Here is a 25,504-nt window from a genome sequence, read left to right as displayed (position 1 = left end):
CTGCACGCATCGAGAAGGACCAGGTGGTGAACTCGAATGACTCGCCTGGTCCAACGTGTGTGTGCTCGGCGCGTGGTTTAACCCTTATAAGACTTGCCGGTCACAGCCTCAGCGTTTCGCTCGTGCAGCCCGCAGGCCGTTCAAGATCACGATAACTTCAGCGACCTCGTGAACCAATACGACGGCGGCCAGGCCCAGCACACCGCTGATCGCCAGCGGCATCAACACGATGATGATGGCCAGAGACAGCACGATGTTCTGGTTAATAATCCTGCTGCCTCGACGGGCGTGCTGCAGTGCCTGCGGGATCAACCGGAGGTCGTGGCCGGTGAAGGCGACGTCAGCGGACTCGATTGCGGCGTCAGAGCCGGTCGCTCCCATTGCTATGCCCACCGTCGCGCCCGCCAGCGCAGGAGCGTCGTTGATGCCGTCGCCAATCATCGCCGTCGGCGTCTTGGAGGAGAGCTCGGCGACGATGCTTGCCTTGTCCTCTGGACGCAGCTCGGCGCGCACGTCGTCGATTCCGGCGATTTCAGCCAGCGCCCGGGCGGTGCGAGTGTTGTCGCCGGTGAGCATGCTCACTTCCACGCCGTTGGCGTGCAGGGCCTGCACAGCTTCGGGCACCTCGGGCCGCAGTTCGTCGCGGACCCCGATCGCCCCGGCGAGGGCGTCATCGACGGTGACAAGGACGCAGGTTTGACCCTCGGACTCCATGCGCTCAACGTCTGCCTTCAGTGGCCCGGCGTCGATCCACCGGGGACTGCCCACAAGTACCCGTCGACCTTCGACGGTGCCGCCGATGCCATGCCCGGCTTCCTCGCTGATGTCCAAGGCAGCGGGCGCTTCGGGCACCGCTGCCGCGATCGCCGCAGCGAGGGGGTGCGTCGATTGCTGCTCAACTGCCGCCGCGAAAGCAAGCACCTGCGCCGGATCGAATCCGTCTGCCGGGACCACGTCGGTAACCTCGGGCTGGTTGCGGGTAAGGGTTCCGGTCTTGTCCACCGCCAGGTGATGGATGCCGCCGAGTCGCTCGAACGCCGCGCCGGATTTGATGACCACGCCGAACTGGCTGGCCGCGCCGATCGCGGCCACGACCGTCAGCGGCACGGAGATTGCCAGTGCACACGGCGATGCTGCGACCAGGACCACCAACGCGCGGGTGATCCACGTCTCGGGGTCGCCCAGCAGCGAGCCAATCATGCCGACCAGCACCGCCAGGATCATCACCCCGGGCACTAGGGGTTGGGCAATCCGGTCGGCGATCCGGGCGCGGTCGCCCTTTTCCGCCTGCGCCTGCTCGACCAGGTCCACGAGTGTGGTCAGCGAGTTGTCCGTTCCAGCTGCGGTCGTCTCGACCTCCAGCACGCCGGCGGAGTTGATTGCTCCCGCGGGCACCTCGTCGCCGGGCGCAACCTCCTCCGGAATGGATTCTCCGGTGACCGCTGAGGTGTCAAGGCTGGAGCGCCCAGACCGAATGATGCCATCCGTGGCAATCCGCTCTCCGGGGCGCACGAGCATCAGCTCGCCAGCCGCGAGGTCCTTCGCTGCGACCTCAACCGCCGTACCGTCGCGCAGCACGGTCGCGGTTTGCGGTACCAGCTTCAACAGTGCCCGCAGTCCGCCTTGGGCCCGGTCCATCGCCTTGTCTTCCAGTGCCTCGGCGATCGAGTACAGGAACGCTAGCGCCGCGGCCTCTCCGACGTAACCGAGGATTACCGCGCCGACCGCGCTGATCGTCATCAGCAAGCCAATGCCGAGCTTGCGCTTTGTGACAAGGTTCCGGATAGCGCTGGGCGCGAACGTATACGCCCCTAGCAACAGGCCGATCCAGAACAGGACTGTCGCGGGTGTCTCTAGCCCGGACCAATCCAGCGCCAGGCCTATACCGAGGGCTACGCCGGAGAAGATCGGCAGTAGCAACTCGGGGTCCTTCCACCATGGCCGATCGAGATCTTCGATCTCCGTGGCTGGTTCGTGTTCGCATCCACATACTGAACTCATGCGTCCGCTCCTTTCCCGTCGCAGCCGGGCACCGAGCACTCAGGGTCGATGCACGGGGCGTTTGCGTCGACAGCCAACGTCGCGTTCACTAGCGCGTTGAGCGCTGTCGCAAGGTGCGGATCGGCGATTTCGTAGCGTGTCTTGCGGCCCTCCGGCTCGGCGACGACGATGCCGCAGTCACGCAAGCAGGTCAGGTGGTTCGAGACGTTCGAGCGGGTCAGGTCCAGGTCGCGCGAAAGCACGGCCGGGTAGCTCGGGCCGTCGAGTAGGGTGATCAGGATTCTGGAGCGCGTCGGATCCGCCATGGCCCGGCCGAGCCGGTTCATGACGTCGAGGCGTGAAGCAATAGTCAGCATATGCTGAACTATACAGCAATTACTGAACTTTTCAACACGCACTGAACTGACATTGAAGCGAAGAGCTTGCGAACTGGAGGAATTAGTCGATGGGATAGCCGGTAACTGGGCCTTCGTGATTCGGCTGCCAACCCAACGCGGGGGCGACATGCGTGGCGAAGTTGTCCAAGATCTTCACGTTGACGTCGACGCCCATCCCAGTGGGGATGGTGATGAGCAGGGTGTCGGCGGACATGACGGCGGCGTCGGCTTTGAGTTGCTCAATGAGTTTGTCCGGCTCGGCGGCGTAGGTGCGGCCGAAGGTGGAGGCGCCGACGTCGGGAAGCATGCCCACCTGATCGGAGCCGGAGGCCTGCATGCCGAACAACTGCATGTCCGCGCCGTCGACGATGGGGAAGACGGAGCGGGACACCGACACACGCGGCGTCCAATCGTGGCCCGCCTTCTTCCACGCGGCGCGGTAGCGGCTGATCTGATCCGCCTGGATTTCGCCCAGAGTCTCGGCGGTGGTCTCGGAGACCAGGGTGGAGGACATCAGGTTGAGCCCGTCCTTGGCGGTTTGCTCGGCAGAAGCGTGGGTGCCGGAGCCGTAGAAAATGTGCTTACGCAGCTCGGGCACCATGGGGAAGACCGGCAGGGCGGAGCCGGGTTGGAACATGTTGGGGTACTGCCGGTCTAGCGGTGCGGCGGTGGCGAATCCGTTGCCGTCCACTGCAGCCATGAACGCCTCGAGGTGGGCTCGCGCCACGTCCGCGCCGTTGGGCGCTTTACCCTTGTAGCCGAAGGCCTCCCAGCCGCGGTCAGCCACCTCTGGGGCGCCGCGCGAGACGCCCAGGGCCACGCGGCCACCGGAAATTTGGTACAGCGACGCGGCCTCTTCGGCGAGGTAGAGCGGGTTTTCATAGCGCATGTCGATGACACCGGTGCCCATCTCGATGTGTTTGGTGGTGGCCGCGACAGCACCCAGCAGCGGCATCGGGGCGGAGGCCTGCGGCACGAAGTGGTGGACTCGGAAGGACGCGTTGTTCACGCCGATTTCGTCCGCAGCCTGGGTGATCTCCAGATGAGTCTTGGCGATCTTTTCCGCAGATGGCCCGCGCTGGCCACCGAAGGCGTAATGCCCGAAGCTTAAGAATCCGAACGCTTTCATTGGATACCACTCCTTTTCATGGTGCTAACGAGAAAGTAACTTTGCAACGAGATACCGTGGACTTTAAGCTCGACGTCTAGGTCCGTGGCAAGACGGTAGATCGATTTTTCGATTCGGCGCTTTGGGGCGCTACCGGAGTCCCCGGTGGTCTTCTTAGATTGAGCGGTTCAGATTTCCTAACCTAAAGCTCGTTTGAGCGTGCTATCCGCTGGTGCGCCTCCGATACTGCTGCTCATAAGGTGGCGGGCGCTCCATGAATACAAAGCGTAGGTCAGGCCGAGGAGGATGCAGCCCCCTGGGCTCTGGTGTATGCGCTAGCCCCGCTCGGGGTAGCGCACGAGGAGATCGTTGCCGATGACTGCGCCGTCGTTGAGCGTTGCCTCGCTCACCTTCGCCCCGGCTGCACCCAGGCCCATAATGTGGCCAACCTCGTCACCGTGGGCGATGAGGTGGTCGGCGATGATACGCCGGTGGCAGCGCCACCACACCGCCTCGGAGCACATGATCGCGGTGGGAGTTTCGGCTGCGTTCGCCCGTAGCTGCGAGATCGCGTCGGAGAACTCCTCGCCCAGCGCATGGTCGGCGTAATTGTGGAAACTGCGGTTACGCCAGTTGCCGTTAACCTCAAACGGCACCGAGTGGGACACGTTGCGCCGTCCGGTTAGGCCCTCGCTTCTGCTGTAAGTGATGCCACATGTGGGAAGGTGTTCGGCAAGGTGGTCGCCGTTGAACCACGGGTACTTCCTGGACCCGGGCAGCTTGCGCACATCCACGATGGATGCCACACCGGCCGCCTTGATCATTTCAGCGAAGTCCTCGAACTCGAGGTTGGAGTGGCCCACGGTGAAAATGCGCATGTCACCAATGCTACGCGCCAAGCGATTACACTCACATCGGCTTCACGAATGAGAAGGTGACTTTGCAACGACACGTCGTGGAGTTTAAGTGCAACGTGTAAAGGTTTTTCAAGCGTCGCGCGATGGGGATGTGGACCCACGATTGCAGGGTCGACTGCGACGGAGTGACCATTGTCTGGCTCAGCCAAGCTATTGACTCTGCGATGCCGCGGGTGCGCCATCAGACTCTTCATGCTGAATGCGCGAGGCATGCAGTCGGGCGTGGGCGATGGCGTCGAGAGTGTTGTCGAAGACGTGATTCTCGTGCGCAAGCTGGTCGAATACGCCGAGTTCGCGCAACACCGGAATATGTTCGGGCTTCGTGGCTGCGAGCAAGACCCTGGTACCGCGGCGTTCGAGGCGCCCAATCGTGTCGGCGAGCATCTGGGCGCCGGTGGCGTCGATCGTCGTAACGTAGCGCATGCGGAGCACGACAACCTTGACCGACGAGACATCAGCGAGCTCGAGGAGGAAATCGTGCGCTGCACCAAAGAAGAGGGGGCCTTCCATACGGAAGGCGGCGATGTGCTCGTCGAGAAGCTCACGCTCCTTGTCGCGGTGGTCTCCCTCGTCTAGCGGGGCGGCCTCTAATACCGCCGTGCGGGCGGTATCGCGCAGTGCGAAGAAGCCCGCCATAACGAGGCCGATGAGCACGGCGACGACAAGATCGAACACGACGGTGGCGGCAGCCGTGATGAGCAGGGTCGCCCCGTCGCCCTTGGTGGCGCGTATCACCGAGCGGAGGTTCCGCGGGTGGATCATCTGAATCGCAGTGGCGATGAGCACGCCGGCGAGCGCGGCGAGAGGAATCTCGCCCACCCACCGAGCCGCGACGAGTACGGCGACGAGCAGGAGCAGCGAATGGAACACCGCTGCCAGGCGTGTGCCTGCGCCTGCCCGCACATTGACGGCAGTTCGGGCGATCGCGGCGGTCGCGGGAATCCCGCCGAACAGGGGCGCGACGACGTTGGCCACGCCCTGTCCGAAGAGCTCGCGGTCGGGATCGTGCCGGTCGCCAACAGTCATTGCGTCGGCAACCGTCGCAGATAGTAACGATTCCAACGCGCCGAGAGCTGCGACGGCGACTGCTGCCAACAGAAGCGAATCCAGGTGCTCCCACGGGATCTGTGGCCAGCGCGGGGCAGGCAACGTCGACGGGATGTACCCGATTGTCTTCAGGCCGCTGTCTGCCAGCATGTTGATGGCCGTCGCGGCAGCTACCAACACCAGCGCCGCGGGGAAGCCGCTACGAACGCGCGCAGCAAGCACGATTCCAGCCGCCACCGCAATGGTCATCACCGGCGCCTGCCATGCCGGAGCATCTAACCAAGCTTTGATCGAGCCCCACGCCAACCCGAGGACTTTCTCGCCGTCCACGTCAACACCAAGTGCTGCGGGCAGCTGTTGGAGACCGATGATTAACGCAATACCGGCGGTGAAACCTTCGACGACAGGTAGTGGCATGTACTTCATCGCGCGGCCAGCGCCGGTGAACGCCAACAAGAGCAGCATGAGCCCTGCCAGCACGCCGACGACGAGTACCCCATCGGCACCATGGTTGGCCACGATGGGGATTAACACGACGGTCATTGCGCCGGTCGGGCCGCTTACCTGGACATTGCTACCGCCGAAGATCGCGGCCAGGATGCCCGCGACGATGGCCGTCGTAATTCTGGCCGCCGCACCGACACCGGACGCTACGCCGAAGCCGAGCCCGAGGGGGAGTGCGACGAGGGCCACCATGAGGCCTGCCGATAGGTCGCGCCCGATTGTCGCGCGGGACCAGTCCGAGCGGCGCGGTGCGAAACGCAGGGCACGCGGCCGGATGTCCATCCTAGAGACGGCGCGTGGGTGGGGCATGCTCTTTTCTTGCTCCTTCAAGGCTCAATGACACTCAAAGGATACACACGGTGCAATCCTCCGACGGTCACATTCCCGGTTCTGGCCGAGGCCTTATGTCGACGGAATAAAACTTCCTGACCTGGCGAGTGTTCCCTGGAGCGTTGTCGCGGTGCTTGGAATGACGCGTATGAGCCGGTGTCCGAAGAGCAGATAGCCCAGGAGAATCGGTACCAGTGCCATACAGAGCGCGACACCACTGCTCATGGGACGGCCCGACGGCGGGCTGGGGGGCGAGGGCCGGCTACCGGATCCGGGCTTTCGCGGCGACGAGCAGCAGGGTGGCATGGTCGACTTCGCCGTTTTTGATCTCGCGATTGAGCTTGTGTAGCACCACAGGGCAGCGCAGGCAGCGGATGCCGGATTTACAGCACTTCTTCTTCGGCGTCATCGCAGCCAGTTTAAAGGGGTCCTTGCCGGCGAGCTTTTTCGCGGCTTTGGCCTCGGCCTTCGAGTATTCGGGCAGACGTAGCGAGGTCGTTGCCGCAGCCTTTTTCTTGGCTTTGGCGGAGTCCTTCTTCTTGCCCTTGTGGCCTTTCTTGCCGTTGGCCATGCGCGTTCCCTTCGTCGCGAATTTTCCCGAATTAGGTTAGCGTCACCTCATGCAATGTGGGGAGGCGTGGGTGCCTGGCGGGTGTAATTGGGTGTTGCTTGACGACGGCTTGCTTGTCGGCCAGTGTCGCAGCGGTAATTGACGGCCAAAGGACGCAAAATCGACCAAAACGACTCAGATCTGTTCGCTGTGACCTGCGGAAATGGCGAGCGGTAGTGAGTTGTGTCGGCGACGGGCGCTCCTCGGCGTGCAGGAGTTCATTGTGCGACAGATTGGACAGCAACAAGCCCGCTAGGAGATTGCGAAGCCAGATGCTGGTTCTGGCTTTTCGACGGGCTCGCCAGCCTCGTCGACCATCCAGTCAATTTCCAGCTCTAGCCCGCGCTCGATGCCGGTACGCTTTCGGGAATCGACGACTTCTATCGTGGTATTAAACGATGTCGGCATAGTCATCGTCACCGCGGACTCGCCAGTGCCGAGAGTCATTTCCCCGGCGCGGATGCGAGCTGCCAGCGTCTCCAGCAAACCAGCGAGCTCGTCGCGACTGAAGCTTGTCTTGCTCTTCACCAGCTTTTGATTCTTCGGGGGCGTAGTCTTTTTAGGTTTCGGTGCCGTGTCTTTACTTACCTTTCCAGCCGTGTCGGTATTTGTGCAGCGTGGAGAATTGGCCGTCACTCCACACTGTCTTTGAAGATGGTCTAGAGAGCTTTCAGGAATCCTGCCCATCCCCATTATCCCAATAAAAAGGTGTTTTTAACAGGAGAAATAATAAGAGGCTAGAAATTCCTATAGGTAGGTTATAAATTGTGGAAAATCCTTACGCTATGCTCTGGAGTGCAAGGTCCTGAGTGCCTTAGGTGAAGAGCTCTAGTAATGGCGCTCTTCGTCAGTGCTTCAAGTGGGTCGACCGACAGCAATAGGGGAGGAGTAAACGTCACATGGTGTCACCCGACAACATCCTGATGTACCTTCTGCCTGAGCAAGAGGCGCAAGTAAGAGAAATCTTTGCGCAACTCGCAGAGAGTGGCTTTCCGCAGCAGAATCAGAAGCCGCACATCACAGGCACCTTCGCGCCGACCATGCGCCCAGCGGTAATTCAACGAGCAGCCGAAATTCTCCCACCGCTTATGCCAGCGGAGTTTCGCAGAGTGGGAACGGTCATCTTCGGCACCAAGAGTAAGCAGACTGTTGCCTGGTTGCTGGAAACCAGCGATGAGCTGGAAGAGGCCGTCCGCGAAATCAGCCGTCTCAATCCTGATGGGCGTGGCTCCCGTTGGATTCCGTACCTGACCATGGGCCTGAGAATTCCGCGGGATATTGTGCCGGACTACGTGCGCGCACTTGACGAAATAACGAACCCGCACCTTAAAACTCTCAACGCGCCACGAGCTGCGTTCTGGAGTCCCAAAGTGCAGGAATTAACGGAGTTCTAGGGAGACTCCAGTACTTGTGTGCTGCTGTTCCTCAGCGATTGCGTCCCGCTATTTCGCAAAAACTGTGGTTTCAGAAAACAGTAGGCTAAGAAGAAAAACTAAGCAGCATCCATAATCTTCTTTGCCTGGGCATCGAAGACCTCCAAGGCGCGCTTCTTTGCTGCTTCCTTAGACTCCGGAGCTGCCTCTGGAATCTGCATGGGATCCGTCGTGTTTTCCATGTTGCCAGTTGGTACATCCGGAGTCGGGGCGGCGGACACCATTACCATTACGCCATTGACGATCCCGACAATGTCGTAGCTGGTGGCCGTAGTATCCGTGCCACCGGCGTTGATGTTCGCACTGGTCTCGTGTGCAGTGAACTCAGCTGGCTTGACGGAAAGATTTGGCTCCCACTTTTCTCGGTGCAGTTTCATTGTGGTCGTCATGTCCATGTCATTAAACATGTCCTGCATCTCAGGAGAAATCTCCTGACCTTCCATGGAGTCTTTCAGAATGTCGGAAGCATCCATCGTAGCCGTCACGTCGGAGCACTTTTCGAGGCTGTCCTCGTACTTTTGGTACGCCTCAGGATTCTTCAATATCGAGACGCTGACAGTGACGTTCTCTTCCTTAATGTCCGTGTAAGCGCCGGCAGCATTCTCCAATTCCTCAGTTGAGTTGGTGAAAGTGGCGCATTCGGCCGGTTCAAACTTCATGGAATCTTCCGAAAACATCTCCATGGCATCTTTGAACCCGGTGATCTTGTTTCCGGAGAAGTCCGCCCCTTGAACTTCATTTGTGAGCAGGAGCTGATCCTCGGCTGCAGCAGGAGCTGACCCATCTGCTTTCGTCATCTTGCTGGTCGACTCTTTGCCTGCCTCACCACCGGCATTGCTGCTTTCTTCCCCCGAGCCACATGCGGTGAGCAGGGCGGCGCTTGTACAACCTGCGACAACGGTTGCCGCAATTTTCTTCCACATTCCAGAGCTGCGCTGCTTCATGATTCCTCATTCCATCGAGCTGAATTTCAACAACCTATGCAACCCGCCCAGGAGCCCTGGGCCGGAGCCAAGCTTTTGTGAAAGAAAGAATACAAGAGCTCGTCTCAGCACGCTTCCCAAAAACAAGAATTTCAGTCGCGTCTGCTTTACGATGCTCCGTCGGACCTCACCGCAGACTGCGCAACCTTTGCCACGGGATACATGGATACCAATGCAATAATCGCACCGAAGATGAAAACGGGCACAAACCCGAATTTCGGCGCTGCGAAAGAAATAACAAAAGGAGCGAAGAAACCAACATAGGTCAGCGAATAGTAGATAGCGGTGGCAGCGCCCAACTCGGCTGGCGGTGCGATAATTTGCACTTCGCGGAGGCCGGAGACCATCATTACGCCGTACGCGGCACCGAGGGTCAGAGCGGCGGGGAAAACGCTCCACACGTTCTGGGTGAGTGCGACGATGAGGCTGAGCAGCATTCCGACCGTCGTTAAGCCAAGACCGAAAATAGCTGGCGGGATAAAGCTGCTGGAACTGATTCGAGTGACCAGTGGTTGCACCAGAACGCCGGTGCCCATCGTGATGCAGGCGATGAGTCCGGCAAAGGCAATGGGGTAGCTGGATTCGGCGATTGTCGGAAGGACGACGAACGATGTGCACGCGGCACCGAAGACCCACGGTGCCCAAGCGGCGACTGCCCACAGGAATCTCGGGCTTAGGGTGGCAGAGGAGAAGAACCGTTGCGGGGTGTCGCTGGGCGCTGAGGTTGGCAGTCCGCCGGAGGCGTTCCATGTCAATGGTGCGATGCTAAGCAGCAGCGCGAGATGAACAAGATAGGGGATGACGTCGGGACGGGGAGCAAACTCCGCGACCAACCCGGAAGCCAGGGGACCGAGGGAGAACCCGGCGGAGAGCGCAACGGTTGCGCGCCGGGCGGAAATTTGAGGTGCGACGGGCGCAATCTCTTTGATCCACGAGGCGCCGGCGGCCATTACCATACCCATCGAAATGCCGACGACAAGGCGTCCTATCAGCAGTGATGGGAAGTGGAACCAGACGCCGGTGAGTAGGACGACGGAGCCGGCGGCAGAGGTTATGAGTGCGGGCCGGATGATGGCGCGACGGCCGAGCCGGTCGGAAAGTGGGCCGCAGACGAGTAGCGCCGGGATGAGCCCTGCGACGTAGATGGCGAAGAGAAAGGTGACCTGGGACTGGTTGAGAGCATCGGTTATTCGATACGCGGGCAGGAGTGGAGCAAAGAGGTTGGCGCCAAATGCAACAGCGAACATGCCCAGGGCTACCCGAATCCAGTCTCGTGCCACGATCTGCCTCCTGTCGACTTCTCTCCTGTGGGGGGATAAAACAGTGTGTCAACAAGAATAGGCCAGCTAGCAAACGCTAGCTGGCCTTTCGAGTTACTCGGGTTACCATCCCAAGCCAGTCGCTCTAGTTATTGGCGGCACCGAAAAACGCGGTAATCGGTGAGAAGAATCCCTTAGACTTCTTTGCCTTCTTAGCTGCCTTAGTCCTGCCAAGAATACGCTCAGAGATGCGGTCGGTAAGAACCCCTACCAGCTTGCCGCTGCTGACGACGGGCAACTCGCTGCGACGCCCGTCGATAAGCTGGCGAGCCCTGATGGCAGCTGGATCCTCGGGCTTGACGAAGACCTTCACAGGAGCGCCGACGGTGTTCATATAGGCATCGCGGTCGGCGTATTCGCGGAGTTCCTTCAGCGTAATGTCGCTGGTCAGGTAGCCTTCATCGTCGACGAGGAAGACACAGGTATCGTCATCGAGACGAGCAAATTCAGCTGCGTAGGTGCTCAGTGCCTCACCGACAGTGATGTCCTCCGGCAGCGCAATGTAAGAATCCGTCATGTGCATGCTTACGGTGTCAGGCAGGAGGCTGTACGGGCTGATTGAAGATTTCGGCTTGAAGAAGTTGGCGATGGTGTTCTGTGTCTGTGTCATTGTGGATCCTTTTCCAGGTATCCCAGCTCCTTTGCTAGGAGGGAATTTCTGTTGATTGAAAAATTATGGCTCCTTCGCCTAAGAGTGTTGGCAATGTAATACCGTAACTAAAGGTGGCCACTTCAGATGGACCCTTGCCTCGGGAGTCGTTCGAAACTCTCGATAAAGTGGAGGGCAGCGGCCTATGTAGATATAGGAGCCTTACCTAACGAGGTTGTTCGCTACGCAAAGGTTAACACAAGGTTACGTACGCAGTAAAGAGGAATGAACGAAAAGCTTCCTAAAGGTGGCGGAAGCTACAAGCCCATGAACTCTAGAATTGCTGGCCATTCGGCATCGGCTTGCGCCCGGCCGAGCTCGTAGTTGTGTATCAGCTTCGACCGCTTCCGCTCCGCCTTTGTGATGCTCATATTATTTGCGTAGAAAACATATGCTTGGCCTTTTCGTTCAAGCTCAGCAGCCCAATCGAGGGAGGCGTTGTAGCGCTCGTGCCTGGTGATAAGTAGCTCAGCCACCACCGGGTTACTGCGGAAAATCTGCCGCAGCAGCTGTGGGCGCTTAGGGGCGGTGCGGCGGAATCCCTTCGGACGGGTCAGAACGATGAGGAACTTCTTAAAGCCGTCGGCTTCTGCGGCATCGATTGGGATACCGCCTGATGATCCCAGTGCACCGTCGACGAAGGGAACGCCATCAATATAGGGCATACGCATGACGCCCGGAATCGTCGAACTGGCGCGAGTGTACTTCATCAGCGTGGGTAGATCTGGGATATTGTCCGGCCCCCAGTTGATGGTCTCGCCCGTATCCGCTCGGACAGCAGAAATCCGATAGGGAGTTGGATTGTTCTTAAAAGTCTCGTAATCCAGGGGCATGGCGCCGTCGGGAAGCCCCGCGTCTTCATAGATGTACTCGGCATCGAAATAGCCGCGTCCGCGCAACATTGGGCGCCAGCCGCTGCTGGCCGGCTGTGCAATGAAGTCAGTGAAGCTATTTATGGAGCGCTGGATATCCCGGGAAAGGTAATTGACTACGTGAGAGGCACCGGCGCTTACCCCGCCGACCCAACCGACATCGATGTCCTCGCGAAGTAGCCGTTCGACGAAAGGTGCCGTGTAACTATTGCGAGTCCCTCCGCCCTCGAAGACTAATGCTACATCGCTGACCTGCATTTATATCCCTCCGGTTGTTATCGCGCTGCTGTCTTTCGGGGGTTACGATTGTTCAAGACTACCCGAACCACCATATTGGATTTCGGTTAGCGTAGTTTACGGCGCATCCTGGATGATGACCGGCAGCAGCCCCTCGCCCATATCTGGGTTCGGCAGTACGCCCTCCGGGTCGTAGAACAAGATCTCCTTGCCCTCGTGGCTCAGACGTCGCATCGCTTCCAGAATCAAGGTGCGCCCCACCGGGTTGACAACGCCAACGCGGCTGACGTCGAAGACAACTTCGCTTTCCGACGGTGTGGAAGTCGCCAACCTGTTGAGAACAATCTCGGCCGCAGTGAAGTTGACTGGCCCCTGAATCTCGATGATCGAGCGGCCATTGCTGACGCGCGTACCGCGCAGCGCACGCGAACCAATCGCATCGGCATCCATGAGATGAAGGCCCAAATCTTCGGAGAGCTTCCGGAAGATGGCAATGCTGCGGACGCTGTTGCCGTGGTCGTTCAATCGCGGTGAAAAGGCTGCGAGACCCGCCTGTCCAGGCAGCGCGCCCAGCAAGCCGCCGGCGACACCGCTCTTGGCGGGAATTCCGACTTCGGTAAACCATTCACCGGCCTCGTCGTACATGCCGGCAATAGCCATCACGGACAAGACTCGGCGAACAACCGAGCGGCTGAGCACAGTCTGGTTGGTAACCGGGTTAACGCCGCCGTTGGCCAACACTGCGGTCATCATGGCGACATCGCGGGTGTTGACCAGCACGGAGCACTGTGCGGTGTAGCCGCGGACAGCATCGTGGGGCGTGGTTTCGATAAAACCGTAAGCTGCCAGCATATGCGCGATGGACATGTTTCGATGCGCGGAGTCCATTTCGCTTTCATAGGCGTCGTAGTCAACGCGGAGCTTGCGGCCAGCCAAAGTTGAGAGAAGCTCCACCATGTGCTTGGTGCGAGTCTTCCAGTTGGCACCTGGCTGGCATACGAACTGGTTGATCGCCAGTGCGCCGACGTTAATCATCGGATTCTTTGGTCGGTGCGTGCCTTGCTCCAACGACAATTCGTTGAAGGCCTCACCGGAAGGCTCGGTGCCCACAATACTGTCGATTTTGTCTTTGCCGTGCTCAGTGATGGCTGCGGCATAAGCGAAGGGCTTGGACATCGACTGAATCGTGAATTCAGTATCGGTGTCGCCCGCGGTGTAGGTGCGGCCTGACACCGTGGTCATAGCTAGTGCCAGGCGGTCGGGATCAGCTTCAGCAAGGGTGGGAATATAGTCCGCCACCTCGCCAGACTCATCGGGGCGGACGGATTCGACGATTTCGGAAAGGTAATCTTTGATCGGCGTTTTCATCAGATTTTGCTAAGCATCTTTCCTGGGAAAGGTAATCCCGGTTGAGTCAGTGGAGTCCCGTTCGAACCTACACCAGGCAAGGCCGGCCACTGATGCTCACCTCTGTGCACTCTCACCGTGCGCGCCGGAAAAATCAGCATATCCTGGGGTATGTGAAATTCCTCAACAATCAGTCCGTGCCCTACGAGCTGACCTACAGCGATGTGTTCATGGTGCCGTCGAAGTCATCCGTCGGCTCTCGCATGGGTGTCGATTTGTCCACTAATGATGGCACCGGCACAACCATTCCGATTGTGGTGTCCAATATGACGGCTATCTCCGGGCGCCGGATGGCCGAAACCACCGCCCGCCGAGGCGGAATTGCCATCCTGCCGCAGGACGTTCCAGCTGATATTGCCGCTGAGAGTATTCGCAAGGTCAAGTCCGCTGGGCTGGTTTTCGACACCCCGATCGTCGTCAAGCCTCACCACACCGCAGGGTATGCGCGCCATCTTCTGCCGAAGCGCGCGCACGGTGCGGCAGTGGTGGTGGAAGACAACAAACCGGTTGGTCTGATCACCGGCCGTGATCTGGCGGGCGTTGACAACTTTGCGCAGGTGGGGACGCTCATGTCCACTTCGCTATTTACGCTTCCGGCTGACATTGAGCCCCGTGACGCCTTCGACCAGCTCACTGCATCCGGGCGCAAGCTCGCTCCGGTGGTGGACGCCGATGGTGCGCTGGTGGGTATTCTCACGCGTAAGGGCGCGCTGCGTGCGACGCTTTACAAGCCCGCTGTTGACACTGAGGGAAAGCTGCGCGTCGGTGCGGCGCTCGGCATCAACGGTGATGTTGAAGGGCGCGCGAAGACACTGCTCGATGCAGGCGCCGACGTGCTCGTTGTCGATACCGCGCACGGTCATCAGGAATCGATGCTCCGTGCTTTACGACGAGTCCGCGCGCTCAACCCGCCTGTGCCAATTGCCGCTGGCAATGTCGTGACCGCCGATGGTGTTCGCGACCTAGCGGAGGCGGGAGCCGACATTATTAAGGTCGGCGTCGGTCCGGGTGCGATGTGCACAACCCGAATGCAGACCGGTGTTGGGCGTCCACAGTTCTCCGCCGTGCTCGAATGCGCTGCAGCTGCTCGTGAATGCGGCGTGCATATCTGGGCTGACGGTGGAGTGAAGGATCCCCGCGATGTTGCGCTTGCGTTGGCTGCGGGTGCGTCCAACGTGATGATTGGCTCGTGGTTTGCCGGCACTTTCGAGTCCCCAGGAGATGTCCAGAAGGACGTCGACGGGCGCATGTTCAAGGAGTCCTTTGGCATGGCTTCACACCGTGCGGTGGAGAGCCGAAATGCGCAGGTAGAGGCCTTTGAGAAGGCCCGGCGTGAGATGTTTGAAGAGGGCATCTCGACTGCGAAAATCTACCTGGAGCCCGGCCGCGAAGGTGTGGAAGACCAGATCGATCGCATTATCTCGGGTGTACGTTCGTCGTTTACATACGCGGGTTCGGCCACCATCGAGCAGTTCGCTGAGCGGGCAGTGGTGGGAATTCAATCCGCTGCGGGCTTTGCGGAAGGAATGCCGAGGGCGACGCGTTAGCCGTCGTCAAGCCTCTCGGGGCTAAACCGACTAGCGGCGCTGCCGGCCAATTGGTAGGTATGTAAAGACGTTGTTAGGACGTGTTTAGTACCACGTGTGAGATTGGGGAGGGGCTGGCGACTATGGGTCGGCAGTTAAGAGAAAACAGTGCTGTAACGGAGGCCGGATTGGGAACAGGAAACGGTGCTAGAGCAGGAAGCGGGAACGCATTTTTCGCTCGCGCCCGCGTTACTGATTCCGATTTGTGCCCGTGCGGTGGGGGACTCTACGGGCAGTGCTGTGGCCCGCTGCACCGCGGTGAGCGGGAGGCTTTGACCGCAGCTGAGCTGATGGCAGCGAGGTACAGCGCTTACGCTGCCCACGAGGTGGATTACATCTGGCGGACGTGGCATCCGCGGTACCGCCCGGAAGTTATCAATGTCGATGACGGTGTCGAATGGGAAGGACTCACCATCATCAACACTGTCGATGGTGGCGAGGACGACCGCGAAGGCATCGTGGAATTTGAAGCGGCCTTTCATGACCATGACGGTGTCGGCACGATGCACGAGCGTTCCCGTTTTGTTCGTCGTGCGCGACGTTGGGTCTACGTCGACGGCGAGGTCACCTACTCCTAAGCGTCAGCTTTCCTTGGCAGAGGCCTTCGCTGCATTTTCCTGGTCAGACTTGTCGTGCTTGCCGTGGTCGAATGGCAGCACGGCGACAATCGCCACAATGATTGCACCCCAGATGGTGCCGAAAATCAGTGAGCCGGTGGTGTTGGCCAACCAGCCGAGGAAGCCGCCGGTAAACAGCTGCTCAAGGTTGTGGACTAGCTGGTAGGGGAGGTGCCAGCCCAGCTCGTCGAGACCGACCACCATGATGTGGCCACCGACCCACAACATGGCAAACGTGCCGATAATGCCGATCGTGTTCAGAACGATTGGCATGGCTTTGACCAGCGCCGCACCAAACTTGCTGATACCGGCTGACTCCTTGGACTGCAGGTGCAGGCCAATGTCATCAATCTTGACCAAGAAGCCCACCACGCCGTAGACCGCAAGCGTGATGATGAGTGCCACCACGATAAGAATCAGCGCGCGGTTGAGCAGCGGCTGATCAGCGACCTCATTGAGAGAAATCACCATGATTTCCGCAGAGAGAATTAAGTCGGTGAAAATTGCAGACTTCACCAGCGAATCTTCATTCTGCGGTGTGCGGTTGGTCGCCGCCTCCATCCGTTCCTGCTCAGTCTGATCGGGAGAGATCCGGTGCTTAATCTTCTCCCAGACCTTTTCCATGCCCTCAAAGCACAGGTATGAGCCACCGAGCATCAAAATCGGCGTCAGCGCCCAAGGCAGAAACTGACTGAGCAGCAGCGCAATCGGCAGAATAATGACAATTTTATTTACCAAGGAGCCCTTGGTGATACGCCAAATAATCGGCAGCTCGCGTTTCGGCGAGACACCATCGACGAATTTAGGCGTCACCGCAGCGTCGTCAACCACAACACCGGCGGCTTTAGCGCTAGCTTTGCCGGCCGCAGCCGCAATATCGTCTGTTGTTGCCGCTGCAGCCCGTGCAATCGTGGCAACGTCGTCAAGCAGCGCGACAAGTCCGCCTGCCATAAAAACCTCCCGCATTGGAGGACGCGACTAAGAGCCGACGTCGTATCAAAGGATTATCGAAACGATTCTAACCGCTACACCGGATTGACTCTTTGTTGTCGGTAGCTTGTTGAAGTCTTGTCGATAGTTAGCGTGCTCCTCTGAATGTGAGCACGTGGCAAGATATAGGCCATGAACGCTTCCTTCTCCGAAATCTACCGACAGGTCAACGCGGGCAACGCCGATAACGCGGACAACGAGTCAGATACCAGCAACGATGCCGGCTCCGAGGAACAACAACGCCCGGCGCGTCCCCGCATGGCACTGGTAGTCGTCGACGCTCAGAATGATTTTTCCGCCGGCGGCGCACTTGCCGTCGACGGTGCTGAGGCAGCGTACACCGCTACCTATCTGCATGTCGCGGGCACAGCGAACAAGTACTCGGTTCTTGCGACCACCCGTGACAATCACATCGCCCCAGGCACTCACTTCTCTGAAACCCCGGATTTCGTCGATACCTGGCCGAAACACTGTGTCGCAGGTACCCCGGGTGCGGAAATTCACCCCGGCATGCAGCGCGCTATTGCGTTTTTTGAGCAGCTCAACCCCGCTGCTGTGCGCATCGATGTTACGAAAGGGGAGTACGCCGCCGCCTACTCCGGTTTCGAGGGAACAACGGAGGCTGACGTTTCGCTTGCCGACGCTCTCCGCGCCTCTGACATCGAAGAAATCGATGTGGTGGGTGTTGCGACTGACCACTGCGTCCGCGCCACTGTGCTGGATGGTCTCAAGGAGGGTTTTTCCGTCCGCGTTTTGAGCAATCAGGTCGCGGCGGTGGACCCGGAGCGCGGCAAGGCTGCACTAGCGGAATTGGCCGCGGCGGGCGCGACTGTGGTGTAGTGCTGCTACGTTAACCGTCAAACTATCCGCCTAGCCGCTCAGCTAGGTGCCTCGGCAGCCACCTAGTTAAAAGTCACCATATCCAGGTCGACCTCGCGGAGGTGGCGGTGGTTGGACGCTGTTTCCACATAACGCCCTGCATGGGCGATGAAGCCCTCTGCTTCCTCAGCCGAGAGTTGACGACGCACCTTGGCGGGAACGCCTGCAGCCAGTGATCTGGGGTCGATGACCTGATCTTCTAATACCACGGCACCTGCGGCAATGAGGCTGCCAGCGCCGATATGGGAACGTGAAAGCAGGGTGGACTTCATGCCGATGAGGCAACCATCTTCAACCGTGGTGCCGTGGACCAAAGCCATGTGTCCGACGGTGACATCATCGCCGAGAATTGTGGGCACGCCTCGGTCGACATGGACCGTGGAGTTGTCTTGAATATTGGTGCGCTGGCCAATGCGAATCGGTGCGACGTCACCTCGGAGAACAGAACCGTAGAACACGGAGCTATCCGCACCGATTTCGACATCACCGATAATGACCGCGCCGGGCGCAATCCAGGCGCTGGAATGAATACGTGGGGTCTTATCTTGGTAGGTGAGAATGAGCGGAGTGTTCATCATACAAACCAATATAACTGTCACCTGAGGTCAGCGTAAGAAAAATTCTTAGCGAAACTCTATTCTTCGAAGGGTGCAATTCTGCTTGGACGCGCCTACAGTGGGCGACATGATTTTTATCGTTGTGAATTACCAAGTTAAGCCGGAGTTTGCCGACGAATGGATGGACCACGTCGCCGAGTTCACCGCTGCCACCCGCGCAGAGGCTGGCAACAAGTGGTTTGAATGGTCCCGCAGCGTAGAAGACCCCAACCAGTACATTCTCGTCGAGGCATTCGATGATGACGCTGGTGAAGCCCACGTCAATTCCGAGCACTTCGCCAAGGGGCTGGAGGCGATGAAGCCGCTGCTCGCTGAGACCCCGAAGATTGTCTCGCAGGTACTGCCAGATAAGCAGGACTGGGATCGCATGGGCGAGCTGCAGGTCGACTAATGTCCTCAGACACCATTCGCGATGGCGCAGCCGCTTCCAGCAGCGACACCTATTCTCTGATTGGACGCGGCCTGCGTATTGGCTCTGCTGTGCTGGCCTCTGCTCTCGTCGTTGGTCTCAGTGCCTGTGGGGACAGCGATGAGGCAGCTTTGGAAGGCAGCCAACATCAGTCAAGCCAGGCGCCGAGTGCTGTTGCCTCCACCGCCGCTATTCGGGATAACTTGGCTCAGCTGGCGGCGGATACTGCGGCGCTGAAGAAAGCATCGCAGGCGCTAATTGCGAAGGAAACGGTCTCGGAAGAGACCCGAAAGATTGCGCAGCAGGCGGAGCCAATCTTTGCTGAAGAGGAATCGCAGCTAGTCAAGACTCTCGGCGTCGATGTCGATCCGTCTGAGACCAAGCTCGACACCGCCACCATGACTCGCCTCGAAAACGAGGAGGGGCCACACGCAGATATGGCTTATCTGACGTTGATGGAAGGCAGCCTGGATAAGATGCTCGGCCAGTGGGAAGAACTGGAAAAGCATGGCGGAAACGACCTGCAAGAATTGGCACGCTCTTCTCAGCAGCAGCTGGAAGATATTCAGCAGGCGCTGGAAAAACGTATGCAGTACTAGCCGCTGCCCAAACCTCGTGGGGGGAAATTCAAGTAAAAAGTCCTGCAAAGCGTGCCCGGGGAACCGGGGAAGTGAGTAGCGTGTAAATAAAGCCAGTGCGCTGTGATCGTCGTCAAGCGAATGCGCACTCGGATGAAGCACAATGCTGACTAATAGCCCAGAGTAGAAGGTAGGAAAATACGCCAATGGCAAATAGCATCTCGCGAGTAGGTATCGTCGGCGCCGGTCAGATGGGCTCCGGAATTATTGAGGTCTGTGCGAAGGCCGGTAGCGATGTCAAGGTCTGGGAGGCCAAGGAAGAGTTCCTTGAGTCCGGTCGCGCCCGTATTGAAAAGTCGCTGGATAAGGCCGTTTCCCGTGGCAAGCTAGAGCAGTCTGCACGTGACGAGATTCTGGGGCGTATTAGCTTCACCACCAAGCTGGAAGACTTCGCTGACCGTGAACTGGTCATCGAGGCCATCGTGGAGAACCCGGAAGTAAAGGCCAGCGTCTTCTCGCAGCTCGATGAGATTGTTGAGTCGGACGATGCCATCCTGGCTTCCAACACCTCCTCGCTACCAATTCAGTCCATTGCTGCAGCCACCAAGCGCCCGGAGCGTGTCATGGGCCTGCACTTCTTCAACCCGGTTCCGGTTCTGCCTCTGGTAGAGCATGTCGTTACTCTGACGACCGGTGATGTTCAGTCGGAGCGTGCGTACGAGTACGCTTCCGAGGCGCTGGGCAAGACCGTCATTCGCGCTAAGGACCGCTCGGGCTTCATTGTTAACGCTCTGCTGGTTCCGTACATCCTCGGCGCTATCCGCATGCTGCAGGACGGCATCGCTACCGCAGAGGACATCGATGCCGGCATGGTCAATGGCTGTGCGCACCCGATGGGTCCGCTGACTCTGGCTGACATGGTTGGTCTGGACACCATCAAGTTCATTGCCGATGCCATGTTCGATGAGTACAAGGAGCCGACTTACGCGGCACCTCCGCTGCTCAAGCGCATGGTTGAGGCGGGTCACTTCGGCCGCAAGTCCGGACGTGGCTTCTACGACTACTCCAAGTAGTCCACGCTTTTAGCCCCGTTTGGGGCGAGTATTGAATTCTTACCGGTTGACGGGCGTTTATCCCGCCAACCGGTTTCTTTTATGCATTTATCAGTGAAAACCCGGCGTCTGAGGGGGAAAGTTCCCACGATTGGCGCTAGCATCTTGAAAACTTGTTTCTTTTCAACGAGCCGAAACCTCACAGTGCGCTTAACATAAGTGAAGATTTTGTCAGACCTTGGCTTATAGAGCACTTCACAACTGGTGCCTCCCACGCAGCAATCTGGAAAGGAATGTTTCAGTGTCTTCTTTGAAGCCGCACAAGCGCATTGCAACTCGTACTCGCGTCGGCGCTGCTACCGCAGCAGTGGCAGTTGTAATGGGGCTTACGCCGGCAACGGCCGTGGCAGCTCCGGTCAACCCGTTGGCCGAGCTGGGCAACCGCCTGGACTCTGTTTCTGATCTCCCAGCTAATGTGGCCGCTCCAGAGGGAATTAAGCTGCCCGGCGGTGGCTTGGAGGTCCCGGATTCCATTTCGCTGCCATCATCTTCCGGGGAAAACACCGACCCGAATGCGCCGAAGCCAACCTCGTACCGCCCGGACCAGATTGCGCGCGCTTACCCATCGGATGCCGCCACCGATAACTGGTTCTACTTCTACGTTGTGCATCCTTTCGTGGAGCTGGAGAAGAGCCACCCAGAGGTCATGGACCAGAACCTCGAAACGGTCGTCCGCATTAACAACGCTGCCAAGAATGACCCGCAGGCACAGGAACTCGCTCTTGATGACGACTACCTAGACCCACTGGCCAATATTTCCACTGCTTTCGGTGCAAGCCTGGGTCAGCACTTCCGTGATGCCTACGATGAGGATCGGCTGCCGAAGGTGAAGGCCCTGCTGTCCGGCAACCTTGCTCGCGGCGGCGGTCTGGTCAGCTCGACCTTCTTCGAGAAGTACGTCTACGGCTACGATCGCCCGTTTGTGGTGGCGCCGGAGCGCATCGAGCGCTACTACCGCGAAGGCCAGGATGACCCGTACTCGACCACGCCGTCCTACCCGTCGGGTCACACCAACAAGGCTGCATGGACTTCAACCCTGCTGGCCCTAATGTTGCCGGAGGTTGCGCCACAGATTCAGGCGCGTGCGGCCGAGGCCGGTCATTCTCGCCTTGTCATGGGCGTCCACTACCCTCTGGACGTCATGGGCGGCCGCATGATGGGCAACCAGGCCGCAGCTGACCGTTGGGCAGACCCAGAGTTCCGCCCACTCATCGAAGAAGCAATGGATGAGCTGCGTACGGAGCTCGAGTACCGCTGTGGCGACACCATCGCCAACTGCGTTGCCAAGGACACCCCGTACATGAGCACCGCAGCTGCCGTTCAGCAGTACACCGAGCGCATGACCTACGACTTCAAGCAGGTTGGCCCGGCTAATGAGCCAGTTGTTGTTCCGAAGCGTTACGCAGGGTTGCTGGAGACTCGCTTCCCGCAGTTGACTGAGGAACAGCGCAACTCCATCCTTGCTCAGACTGCAATCCCATCCGGTTACCCGCTCGACCGCACCGACGGTGAGGGGCAGCACGTTCGCATGAACCTGGCTCGCGCTCTGGCCGCCAACGTTGTTGTCAACGCCGATGGCAGCGTCACTGTCACCAACTAAAACGTCAACTACAAGCGCAGGGCCGCGTCGAGACGGTCCAGGGCCTCACTGAGGATTTCCGGGGAGGTCGCAAAGTTAAGCCGCACATGCCCAGCCCCGCCTTCGCCGAATGCGAAGCCGGGGTTTAGTGCTATTTTGGCGTTTTCAACCAACCACGCAGCTGGGTCATCACTGTCAACACCAGGCACGTCACCCAAGTCCAACCACGCCAAGAATGATGCCTGCGGCGGGGTAAAGCGAGCCTGCGGCGCAATAGTGGACAAACGTGTTCGCAGAGTCTCACGGTTGGTGCGCAGGACATTGATAAAGTTGTCCAACCAGGGCACACCATCGCGGTAGGCGGCGGTGGCAGCGGCGACACCAAGAATAGAGGCGCCTTCGCGCACAATGAAGGGCAGCTCAAGCCAGGTTTTGGCATCTTCGTCGTTAAAGATAATCTGCGCACACTTGAGGCCAGCGGTATTCCAGCCCTTCGAGGTAGCAGTCACTGTGATAGTCACGGCCGCCGCGGTATCCGACACCGACGCGGTTGGAGTGTGAGTGCCATTTAGAACTACTGGGCCGTGAATCTCGTCTGAGATAACTCGTGCACCAAAGCGAGCGGCTAAATCGGTAATCTCACGCAGTTTTTCGGGGGAGTAGGTAAAGCCGAGAGGGTTATTCGGGTTACACAAGATTAGGCAACCGGCACCGTCGGCGAAGGCGCGTTCGAGGGCGCTGAGATCTGGGCCGTCGGCAAGCGTGGGAATGCACACTGTCTCGCGTCCCAGCGCGGGACCTACCTGGAAGAACGGCATATAGGCAGGAGTGGGGACGACAATTGCAGAATCGGGGCGGGTGAAGCGTTCAACCGCGAGCGTGACACCGCGGACGACGTCGGCGACTGCAAAGATATTGTCGGGGTTCGGGCGCCATCCGTAGCGTGCTGCGGAAAAGTCCGCGGTTGCGGTCGTAAGCGCGGTGATGTCTTGCGAGAGGTATCCGAACTGTTCGCGCTGACACGCCTCGTCGATTGCGGCGCTGACCGCAGGGCAGGTTGTGGCATCGGATTCGGCGACCCACAGTGGCAGCACGTCCGGGGAATATGCGGTCCATTTGACTGTCCCGCGGGAGCGGAGTTTATCGAGGGAGGGGAATGTGACAGCGTTATTTACACTCATAGTTTCCGTGTATACAGAAAAAACGGGAAGTCCGAAGACTCCCCGTTTTATCCAGTAGCTACGGCCACATCAGAAGCAGCCACAGCAATGACCAGCGCTAGGTCAGCCTCAGTGCCTCCTCAGCAGCTGGCAGGGCAGCTTCGCGATCAGCCTTGACCAGCCCCAGACGTGTGCGGCGATCGAGAATATCGTCGACACTGAGAGCTCCCTCGTGCGTCACATGCCAGGCGAACTCGGCGCGGGTGACATCGAGACCCTCCGCTACCGGGGCGAGCGGTCGGTCGAGCGGACAGGATTCGATGACCTCGAAGGATTCGGCACCGTAGCGATTAAACAGCGGCATCGGGATACGGCCTGCAGCGGCAGCGGTGCGAGCGCGGTCGAGCTCCTCCGGCTCGGAGCCCAGCACAGGGATCGTGCGGGTAGAGCACGGGGCAAGCGAAACACCGAGCTTCTCTTCGACCTTATCCACGGTTTGCTCAGCCATAAGACGGTACTCGGTGAGTTTGCCACCAGTAATGGAAATCAGGCCGTTCGGGGCCTCCAACAAGGCGTGTTCGCGAGAGAGGTCAGCGGTGTGTGCCTCGCCGGCGTCGATAAGTGGACGCAGGCCGGCGAAAGCGCCGATGACATCGCCGCGAGTGAGCGGAACCTCGAGTGCCTGGTTGATGACATCGAGCAGAAAAACGATGTCATCCTCCGGTACTTCCGGAATATCCGGGATCGAGCCCGGTGCATCCTCATCTGTCAGGCCGATGTAGACGCGGTTGTGCTCTGCGGGCAGGACAAAACAGAAACGGTTGGTGTGACCGGGCACCGGTACCGTGAGAGAGCCGGTAGGGTTGCCTAGCTTCGCGGCGTCGAGAACCAGGTGTGTGCCGCGAGATGGGCGAATCTTGATGTTCGTCGCCAGTTCGGCTGCCCACACACCAGTGGCATTGACCACAGCGTGAGCAGGCAGCTCGAAGGAATCGCCAGTGAGCTCGTCGATTAGTGTGGCGCTCGTGCCAGAGGCAGTCTCGCAGCGCACCCGGGTCAGAATAGTTGCACCGTAGCTAGCGGCAGTTCGAGCGATAGCGGTGACCAAGCGTGCGTCGTCACGCAGCTGACCGTCGTAGTTGACGTAGCCGAATCTCACCTCGCGCTTACGTACGGTCGGCGAAAGCTGGCTGACTCGGCGGGAACCGACAGTGCGGGACAGCGGCAGGGTAGTGGCGGAGGTACCAGCGATAATGCGCAGGAAGTCACCGGCCAAAAAGCCTAACCGTGGCAAAATTCGGGTCAGCGGTGCAAACTTATCCATCACCGGTACGACCTGCGGCAGGTTATGCACCAGGTGCGGAGCGGTGACGTCGAGCAGCGCACCACGTTCAATAGCTGAGCGGCGAGCGATACCGACATTGCCGCTGGCAAGGTAGCGCAGGCCGCCGTGGGCGAGCTTCGACGACCAACGAGAGGTACCGAAAGCTAAATCCTTCGATTCGACGAGAACGGTATTCAAACCCCTCGATGCTGCATCTAAAGCGATGCCGACACCAGTGATACCGGCGCCGATGACCAGCAGATCAGGGATCGCGCCCTTAGCGGTATCTTCGCGCAGACGATTCAAGTCCGCTTGCCGACGAGCCTTGTTCAAAACCGCAGCTGAGCGATCGCGCTGAGGAGCGTGCGTGGCAGTCATAGTCTTTCTTCCTCGACTTTCCCGAAGACGGTAATAGTGATGAAACGATCTGGCGTACGTGATGAAGTTGTGGAGTGCGTAGTGAGCGTGAACTATTTCGGGGCGTAACCCATTGCAAGGCAATTAGAAATAGACTAAGTTGTTCATTATCAACGACCGGCACGGATATTGATTCAAGAAATCTTTCTTAGTTGCGAATCATTTCCCGGGGATTACAAGGAAGGAGACACCTCGATGGCTATGCACCCAGCGTCCAACCGCTCTGAGTCCATGAACCGAGCTTTCGCCGCTACTGCACCATCGCTGCAGATGTGTTGCTGCTGTCTCCAGTCCGTGCCGCCCCAGACAGGTCGTAACTAAAAAGACGCGCTTAGGCATGTAAAACGCCACGCTGTTTGCGGTCGCACGGACGAAATCGCACCGATTGAGCCGACCCATCCCACCATCCGAGCATTCTCGCTTGGAATTCTAGGAAGAAGCG

General features: G+C 59.1%; 24 protein-coding genes. 8 read left to right on the top strand and 16 right to left on the bottom strand.

Annotated features, from left to right (window positions below; genetic code table 11):
* Nucleotides 1–108: 108 nt before the first annotated feature.
* From HMPREF2651_RS10085 to HMPREF2651_RS10990, 7 genes are all read right to left on the bottom strand, one after another.
* Nucleotides 109–2,001 carry a heavy metal translocating P-type ATPase gene (locus HMPREF2651_RS10085; RefSeq protein WP_049181290.1) on the bottom strand — a complete coding sequence of 631 codons (1,893 nt, stop codon included), beginning with the start codon at nt 1,999–2,001 and terminating at the stop codon, nt 109–111.
* Nucleotides 1,998–2,357, bottom strand: a complete 360-nt coding sequence (locus tag HMPREF2651_RS10080) for a Cd(II)/Pb(II)-sensing metalloregulatory transcriptional regulator CmtR (RefSeq protein WP_048733754.1) — start codon at nt 2,355–2,357, stop codon at nt 1,998–2,000. Before HMPREF2651_RS10080 ends, HMPREF2651_RS10085 begins: the two co-directional genes overlap by 4 nt.
* A gap of 82 nt (nt 2,358–2,439) precedes the next feature.
* Nucleotides 2,440–3,507, bottom strand: a complete 1,068-nt coding sequence (locus tag HMPREF2651_RS10075) for an LLM class flavin-dependent oxidoreductase (RefSeq protein ID WP_016423156.1) — start codon at nt 3,505–3,507, stop codon at nt 2,440–2,442.
* 314 nt (nt 3,508–3,821) lie between these two features.
* Nucleotides 3,822–4,364, bottom strand: coding sequence for a DUF488 domain-containing protein (locus HMPREF2651_RS10070; RefSeq protein ID WP_042389435.1), 543 nt, complete (start codon nt 4,362–4,364; stop codon nt 3,822–3,824).
* Nucleotides 4,365–4,553: 189 nt separating this feature from the next.
* The gene (locus HMPREF2651_RS10065; RefSeq protein WP_049181294.1) at nt 4,554–6,263 is read right to left on the bottom strand and encodes a SulP family inorganic anion transporter; all 1,710 of its coding nucleotides are present in this window, start codon (nt 6,261–6,263) and stop codon (nt 4,554–4,556) included.
* A gap of 283 nt (nt 6,264–6,546) precedes the next feature.
* Nucleotides 6,547–6,855, bottom strand: coding sequence for a hypothetical protein (locus HMPREF2651_RS10060; protein ID WP_038626100.1), 309 nt, complete (start codon nt 6,853–6,855; stop codon nt 6,547–6,549).
* Nucleotides 6,856–7,146: 291 nt separating this feature from the next.
* Complete coding sequence (locus HMPREF2651_RS10990) at nt 7,147–7,422, bottom strand: amphi-Trp domain-containing protein (RefSeq protein WP_038626098.1); 276 nt, start codon at nt 7,420–7,422, stop codon at nt 7,147–7,149.
* Nucleotides 7,423–7,793: 371 nt separating this feature from the next.
* Here HMPREF2651_RS10990 and HMPREF2651_RS10050 point away from each other — a divergent pair, with 371 nt between their 5' ends.
* Nucleotides 7,794–8,288: a 2'-5' RNA ligase gene (locus HMPREF2651_RS10050; RefSeq protein WP_049181297.1), complete on the top strand. Its 495-nt coding sequence runs from the start codon at nt 7,794–7,796 to the stop codon at nt 8,286–8,288.
* Nucleotides 8,289–8,386: 98 nt separating this feature from the next.
* Here the strand turns inward: HMPREF2651_RS10050 and HMPREF2651_RS10045 are convergent, their stop codons facing one another.
* From HMPREF2651_RS10045 to HMPREF2651_RS10025, 5 genes are all read right to left on the bottom strand, one after another.
* Complete coding sequence (locus HMPREF2651_RS10045; RefSeq protein ID WP_038626094.1) at nt 8,387–9,271, bottom strand: hypothetical protein; 885 nt, start codon at nt 9,269–9,271, stop codon at nt 8,387–8,389.
* A gap of 146 nt (nt 9,272–9,417) precedes the next feature.
* Entirely contained in the window at nt 9,418–10,590 is a 1,173-nt protein-coding gene (locus HMPREF2651_RS10040) for an MFS transporter (protein WP_053088410.1), read from the bottom strand.
* A 124-nt stretch (nt 10,591–10,714) separates the two neighbouring features.
* A complete protein-coding gene (locus tag HMPREF2651_RS10035; RefSeq protein WP_049181300.1) occupies nt 10,715–11,239 on the bottom strand; it encodes a CBS domain-containing protein in 525 nt (174 codons plus the stop codon).
* Nucleotides 11,240–11,535: 296 nt separating this feature from the next.
* Nucleotides 11,536–12,408, bottom strand: a complete 873-nt coding sequence (locus tag HMPREF2651_RS10030; protein WP_038626088.1) for a patatin-like phospholipase family protein — start codon at nt 12,406–12,408, stop codon at nt 11,536–11,538.
* Between the two features lie 96 nt (nt 12,409–12,504).
* Entirely contained in the window at nt 12,505–13,755 is a 1,251-nt protein-coding gene (locus HMPREF2651_RS10025; RefSeq protein WP_049181303.1) for a glutaminase, read from the bottom strand.
* A gap of 152 nt (nt 13,756–13,907) precedes the next feature.
* On the opposite strand from HMPREF2651_RS10025, the gene HMPREF2651_RS10020 reads away from it, so the two are divergent.
* Both HMPREF2651_RS10020 and HMPREF2651_RS10015 read left to right on the top strand, forming a co-directional pair.
* On the top strand, nt 13,908–15,341 hold the full coding sequence (locus tag HMPREF2651_RS10020) for a GuaB1 family IMP dehydrogenase-related protein (RefSeq protein WP_049181340.1): 1,434 nt from the start codon (nt 13,908–13,910) through the stop codon (nt 15,339–15,341).
* Between the two features lie 80 nt (nt 15,342–15,421).
* On the top strand, nt 15,422–15,958 hold the full coding sequence (locus HMPREF2651_RS10015) for a YchJ family protein (RefSeq protein WP_311199638.1): 537 nt from the start codon (nt 15,422–15,424) through the stop codon (nt 15,956–15,958).
* Between the two features lie 3 nt (nt 15,959–15,961).
* Here HMPREF2651_RS10015 and HMPREF2651_RS10010 read toward each other — a convergent pair whose 3' ends face one another.
* On the bottom strand, nt 15,962–16,948 hold the full coding sequence (locus HMPREF2651_RS10010; protein ID WP_038626080.1) for a DUF808 domain-containing protein: 987 nt from the start codon (nt 16,946–16,948) through the stop codon (nt 15,962–15,964).
* A gap of 171 nt (nt 16,949–17,119) precedes the next feature.
* On the opposite strand from HMPREF2651_RS10010, the gene HMPREF2651_RS10005 reads away from it, so the two are divergent.
* Nucleotides 17,120–17,827, top strand: a complete 708-nt coding sequence (locus HMPREF2651_RS10005; protein WP_080972870.1) for an isochorismatase family protein — start codon at nt 17,120–17,122, stop codon at nt 17,825–17,827.
* Nucleotides 17,828–17,889: 62 nt separating this feature from the next.
* On the opposite strand, the gene HMPREF2651_RS10000 is transcribed toward HMPREF2651_RS10005, so the two are convergent.
* On the bottom strand, nt 17,890–18,444 hold the full coding sequence (locus HMPREF2651_RS10000) for a gamma carbonic anhydrase family protein (protein WP_038626077.1): 555 nt from the start codon (nt 18,442–18,444) through the stop codon (nt 17,890–17,892).
* Between the two features lie 106 nt (nt 18,445–18,550).
* Between HMPREF2651_RS10000 and HMPREF2651_RS09995 the strand changes: the two genes are divergently transcribed.
* From HMPREF2651_RS09995 to HMPREF2651_RS09975, 4 genes are all read left to right on the top strand, one after another.
* Nucleotides 18,551–18,874, top strand: coding sequence for a putative quinol monooxygenase (locus HMPREF2651_RS09995; RefSeq protein ID WP_038629105.1), 324 nt, complete (start codon nt 18,551–18,553; stop codon nt 18,872–18,874).
* On the top strand, nt 18,874–19,491 hold the full coding sequence (locus tag HMPREF2651_RS09990; RefSeq protein ID WP_038626076.1) for a hypothetical protein: 618 nt from the start codon (nt 18,874–18,876) through the stop codon (nt 19,489–19,491). The genes HMPREF2651_RS09995 and HMPREF2651_RS09990 overlap by 1 nt, the downstream gene beginning before the upstream one ends.
* Before the next feature lie 185 nt (nt 19,492–19,676).
* Entirely contained in the window at nt 19,677–20,543 is an 867-nt protein-coding gene (locus HMPREF2651_RS09985; RefSeq protein ID WP_005510660.1) for a 3-hydroxybutyryl-CoA dehydrogenase, read from the top strand.
* A 280-nt stretch (nt 20,544–20,823) separates the two neighbouring features.
* The gene (locus HMPREF2651_RS09975; protein WP_049181306.1) at nt 20,824–22,182 is read left to right on the top strand and encodes an acid phosphatase; all 1,359 of its coding nucleotides are present in this window, start codon (nt 20,824–20,826) and stop codon (nt 22,180–22,182) included.
* Between the two features lie 8 nt (nt 22,183–22,190).
* Here HMPREF2651_RS09975 and HMPREF2651_RS09970 read toward each other — a convergent pair whose 3' ends face one another.
* Nucleotides 22,191–23,342: a MalY/PatB family protein gene (locus HMPREF2651_RS09970; protein ID WP_038626070.1), complete on the bottom strand. Its 1,152-nt coding sequence runs from the start codon at nt 23,340–23,342 to the stop codon at nt 22,191–22,193.
* Nucleotides 23,343–23,439: 97 nt separating this feature from the next.
* The gene (locus tag HMPREF2651_RS09965) at nt 23,440–25,023 is read right to left on the bottom strand and encodes a glycerol-3-phosphate dehydrogenase/oxidase (RefSeq protein WP_038626068.1); all 1,584 of its coding nucleotides are present in this window, start codon (nt 25,021–25,023) and stop codon (nt 23,440–23,442) included.
* Nucleotides 25,024–25,504: the final 481 nt, after the last annotated feature.

Origin of the sequence: Corynebacterium sp. HMSC063A05 (genome assembly GCF_001809695.1) — a bacterium.
GTDB lineage: Bacteria > Actinomycetota > Actinomycetes > Mycobacteriales > Mycobacteriaceae > Corynebacterium > Corynebacterium amycolatum.
Note: the sequence above shows the minus strand (reverse complement) of the source record. Positions and strands in the feature narration are given on the sequence as shown.

Coding starts and splice junctions, on each gene's coding strand:
- HMPREF2651_RS10080 (WP_048733754.1), bottom strand. CDS start 2,357: ATGCTGACTATTGCTTCACGCCTCGACGTCATGAACCGGCTCGGCCGG.
- HMPREF2651_RS09985 (WP_005510660.1), top strand. CDS start 19,677: ATGGCAAATAGCATCTCGCGAGTAGGTATCGTCGGCGCCGGTCAGATG.
- HMPREF2651_RS10005 (WP_080972870.1), top strand. CDS start 17,120: ATGAACGCTTCCTTCTCCGAAATCTACCGACAGGTCAACGCGGGCAAC.
- HMPREF2651_RS09990 (WP_038626076.1), top strand. CDS start 18,874: ATGTCCTCAGACACCATTCGCGATGGCGCAGCCGCTTCCAGCAGCGAC.
- HMPREF2651_RS10085 (WP_049181290.1), bottom strand. CDS start 2,001: ATGAGTTCAGTATGTGGATGCGAACACGAACCAGCCACGGAGATCGAA.
- HMPREF2651_RS10035 (WP_049181300.1), bottom strand. CDS start 11,239: ATGACACAGACACAGAACACCATCGCCAACTTCTTCAAGCCGAAATCT.
- HMPREF2651_RS10050 (WP_049181297.1), top strand. CDS start 7,794: ATGGTGTCACCCGACAACATCCTGATGTACCTTCTGCCTGAGCAAGAG.
- HMPREF2651_RS10060 (WP_038626100.1), bottom strand. CDS start 6,855: ATGGCCAACGGCAAGAAAGGCCACAAGGGCAAGAAGAAGGACTCCGCC.
- HMPREF2651_RS10000 (WP_038626077.1), bottom strand. CDS start 18,444: ATGATGAACACTCCGCTCATTCTCACCTACCAAGATAAGACCCCACGT.
- HMPREF2651_RS09965 (WP_038626068.1), bottom strand. CDS start 25,023: ATGACTGCCACGCACGCTCCTCAGCGCGATCGCTCAGCTGCGGTTTTG.
- HMPREF2651_RS10010 (WP_038626080.1), bottom strand. CDS start 16,948: ATGGCAGGCGGACTTGTCGCGCTGCTTGACGACGTTGCCACGATTGCA.
- HMPREF2651_RS10025 (WP_049181303.1), bottom strand. CDS start 13,755: ATGAAAACGCCGATCAAAGATTACCTTTCCGAAATCGTCGAATCCGTC.
- HMPREF2651_RS10045 (WP_038626094.1), bottom strand. CDS start 9,271: ATGAAGCAGCGCAGCTCTGGAATGTGGAAGAAAATTGCGGCAACCGTT.
- HMPREF2651_RS10030 (WP_038626088.1), bottom strand. CDS start 12,408: ATGCAGGTCAGCGATGTAGCATTAGTCTTCGAGGGCGGAGGGACTCGC.
- HMPREF2651_RS10075 (WP_016423156.1), bottom strand. CDS start 3,507: ATGAAAGCGTTCGGATTCTTAAGCTTCGGGCATTACGCCTTCGGTGGC.
- HMPREF2651_RS09995 (WP_038629105.1), top strand. CDS start 18,551: ATGATTTTTATCGTTGTGAATTACCAAGTTAAGCCGGAGTTTGCCGAC.
- HMPREF2651_RS10065 (WP_049181294.1), bottom strand. CDS start 6,263: ATGCCCCACCCACGCGCCGTCTCTAGGATGGACATCCGGCCGCGTGCC.
- HMPREF2651_RS09970 (WP_038626070.1), bottom strand. CDS start 23,342: ATGAGTGTAAATAACGCTGTCACATTCCCCTCCCTCGATAAACTCCGC.
- HMPREF2651_RS10070 (WP_042389435.1), bottom strand. CDS start 4,364: ATGCGCATTTTCACCGTGGGCCACTCCAACCTCGAGTTCGAGGACTTC.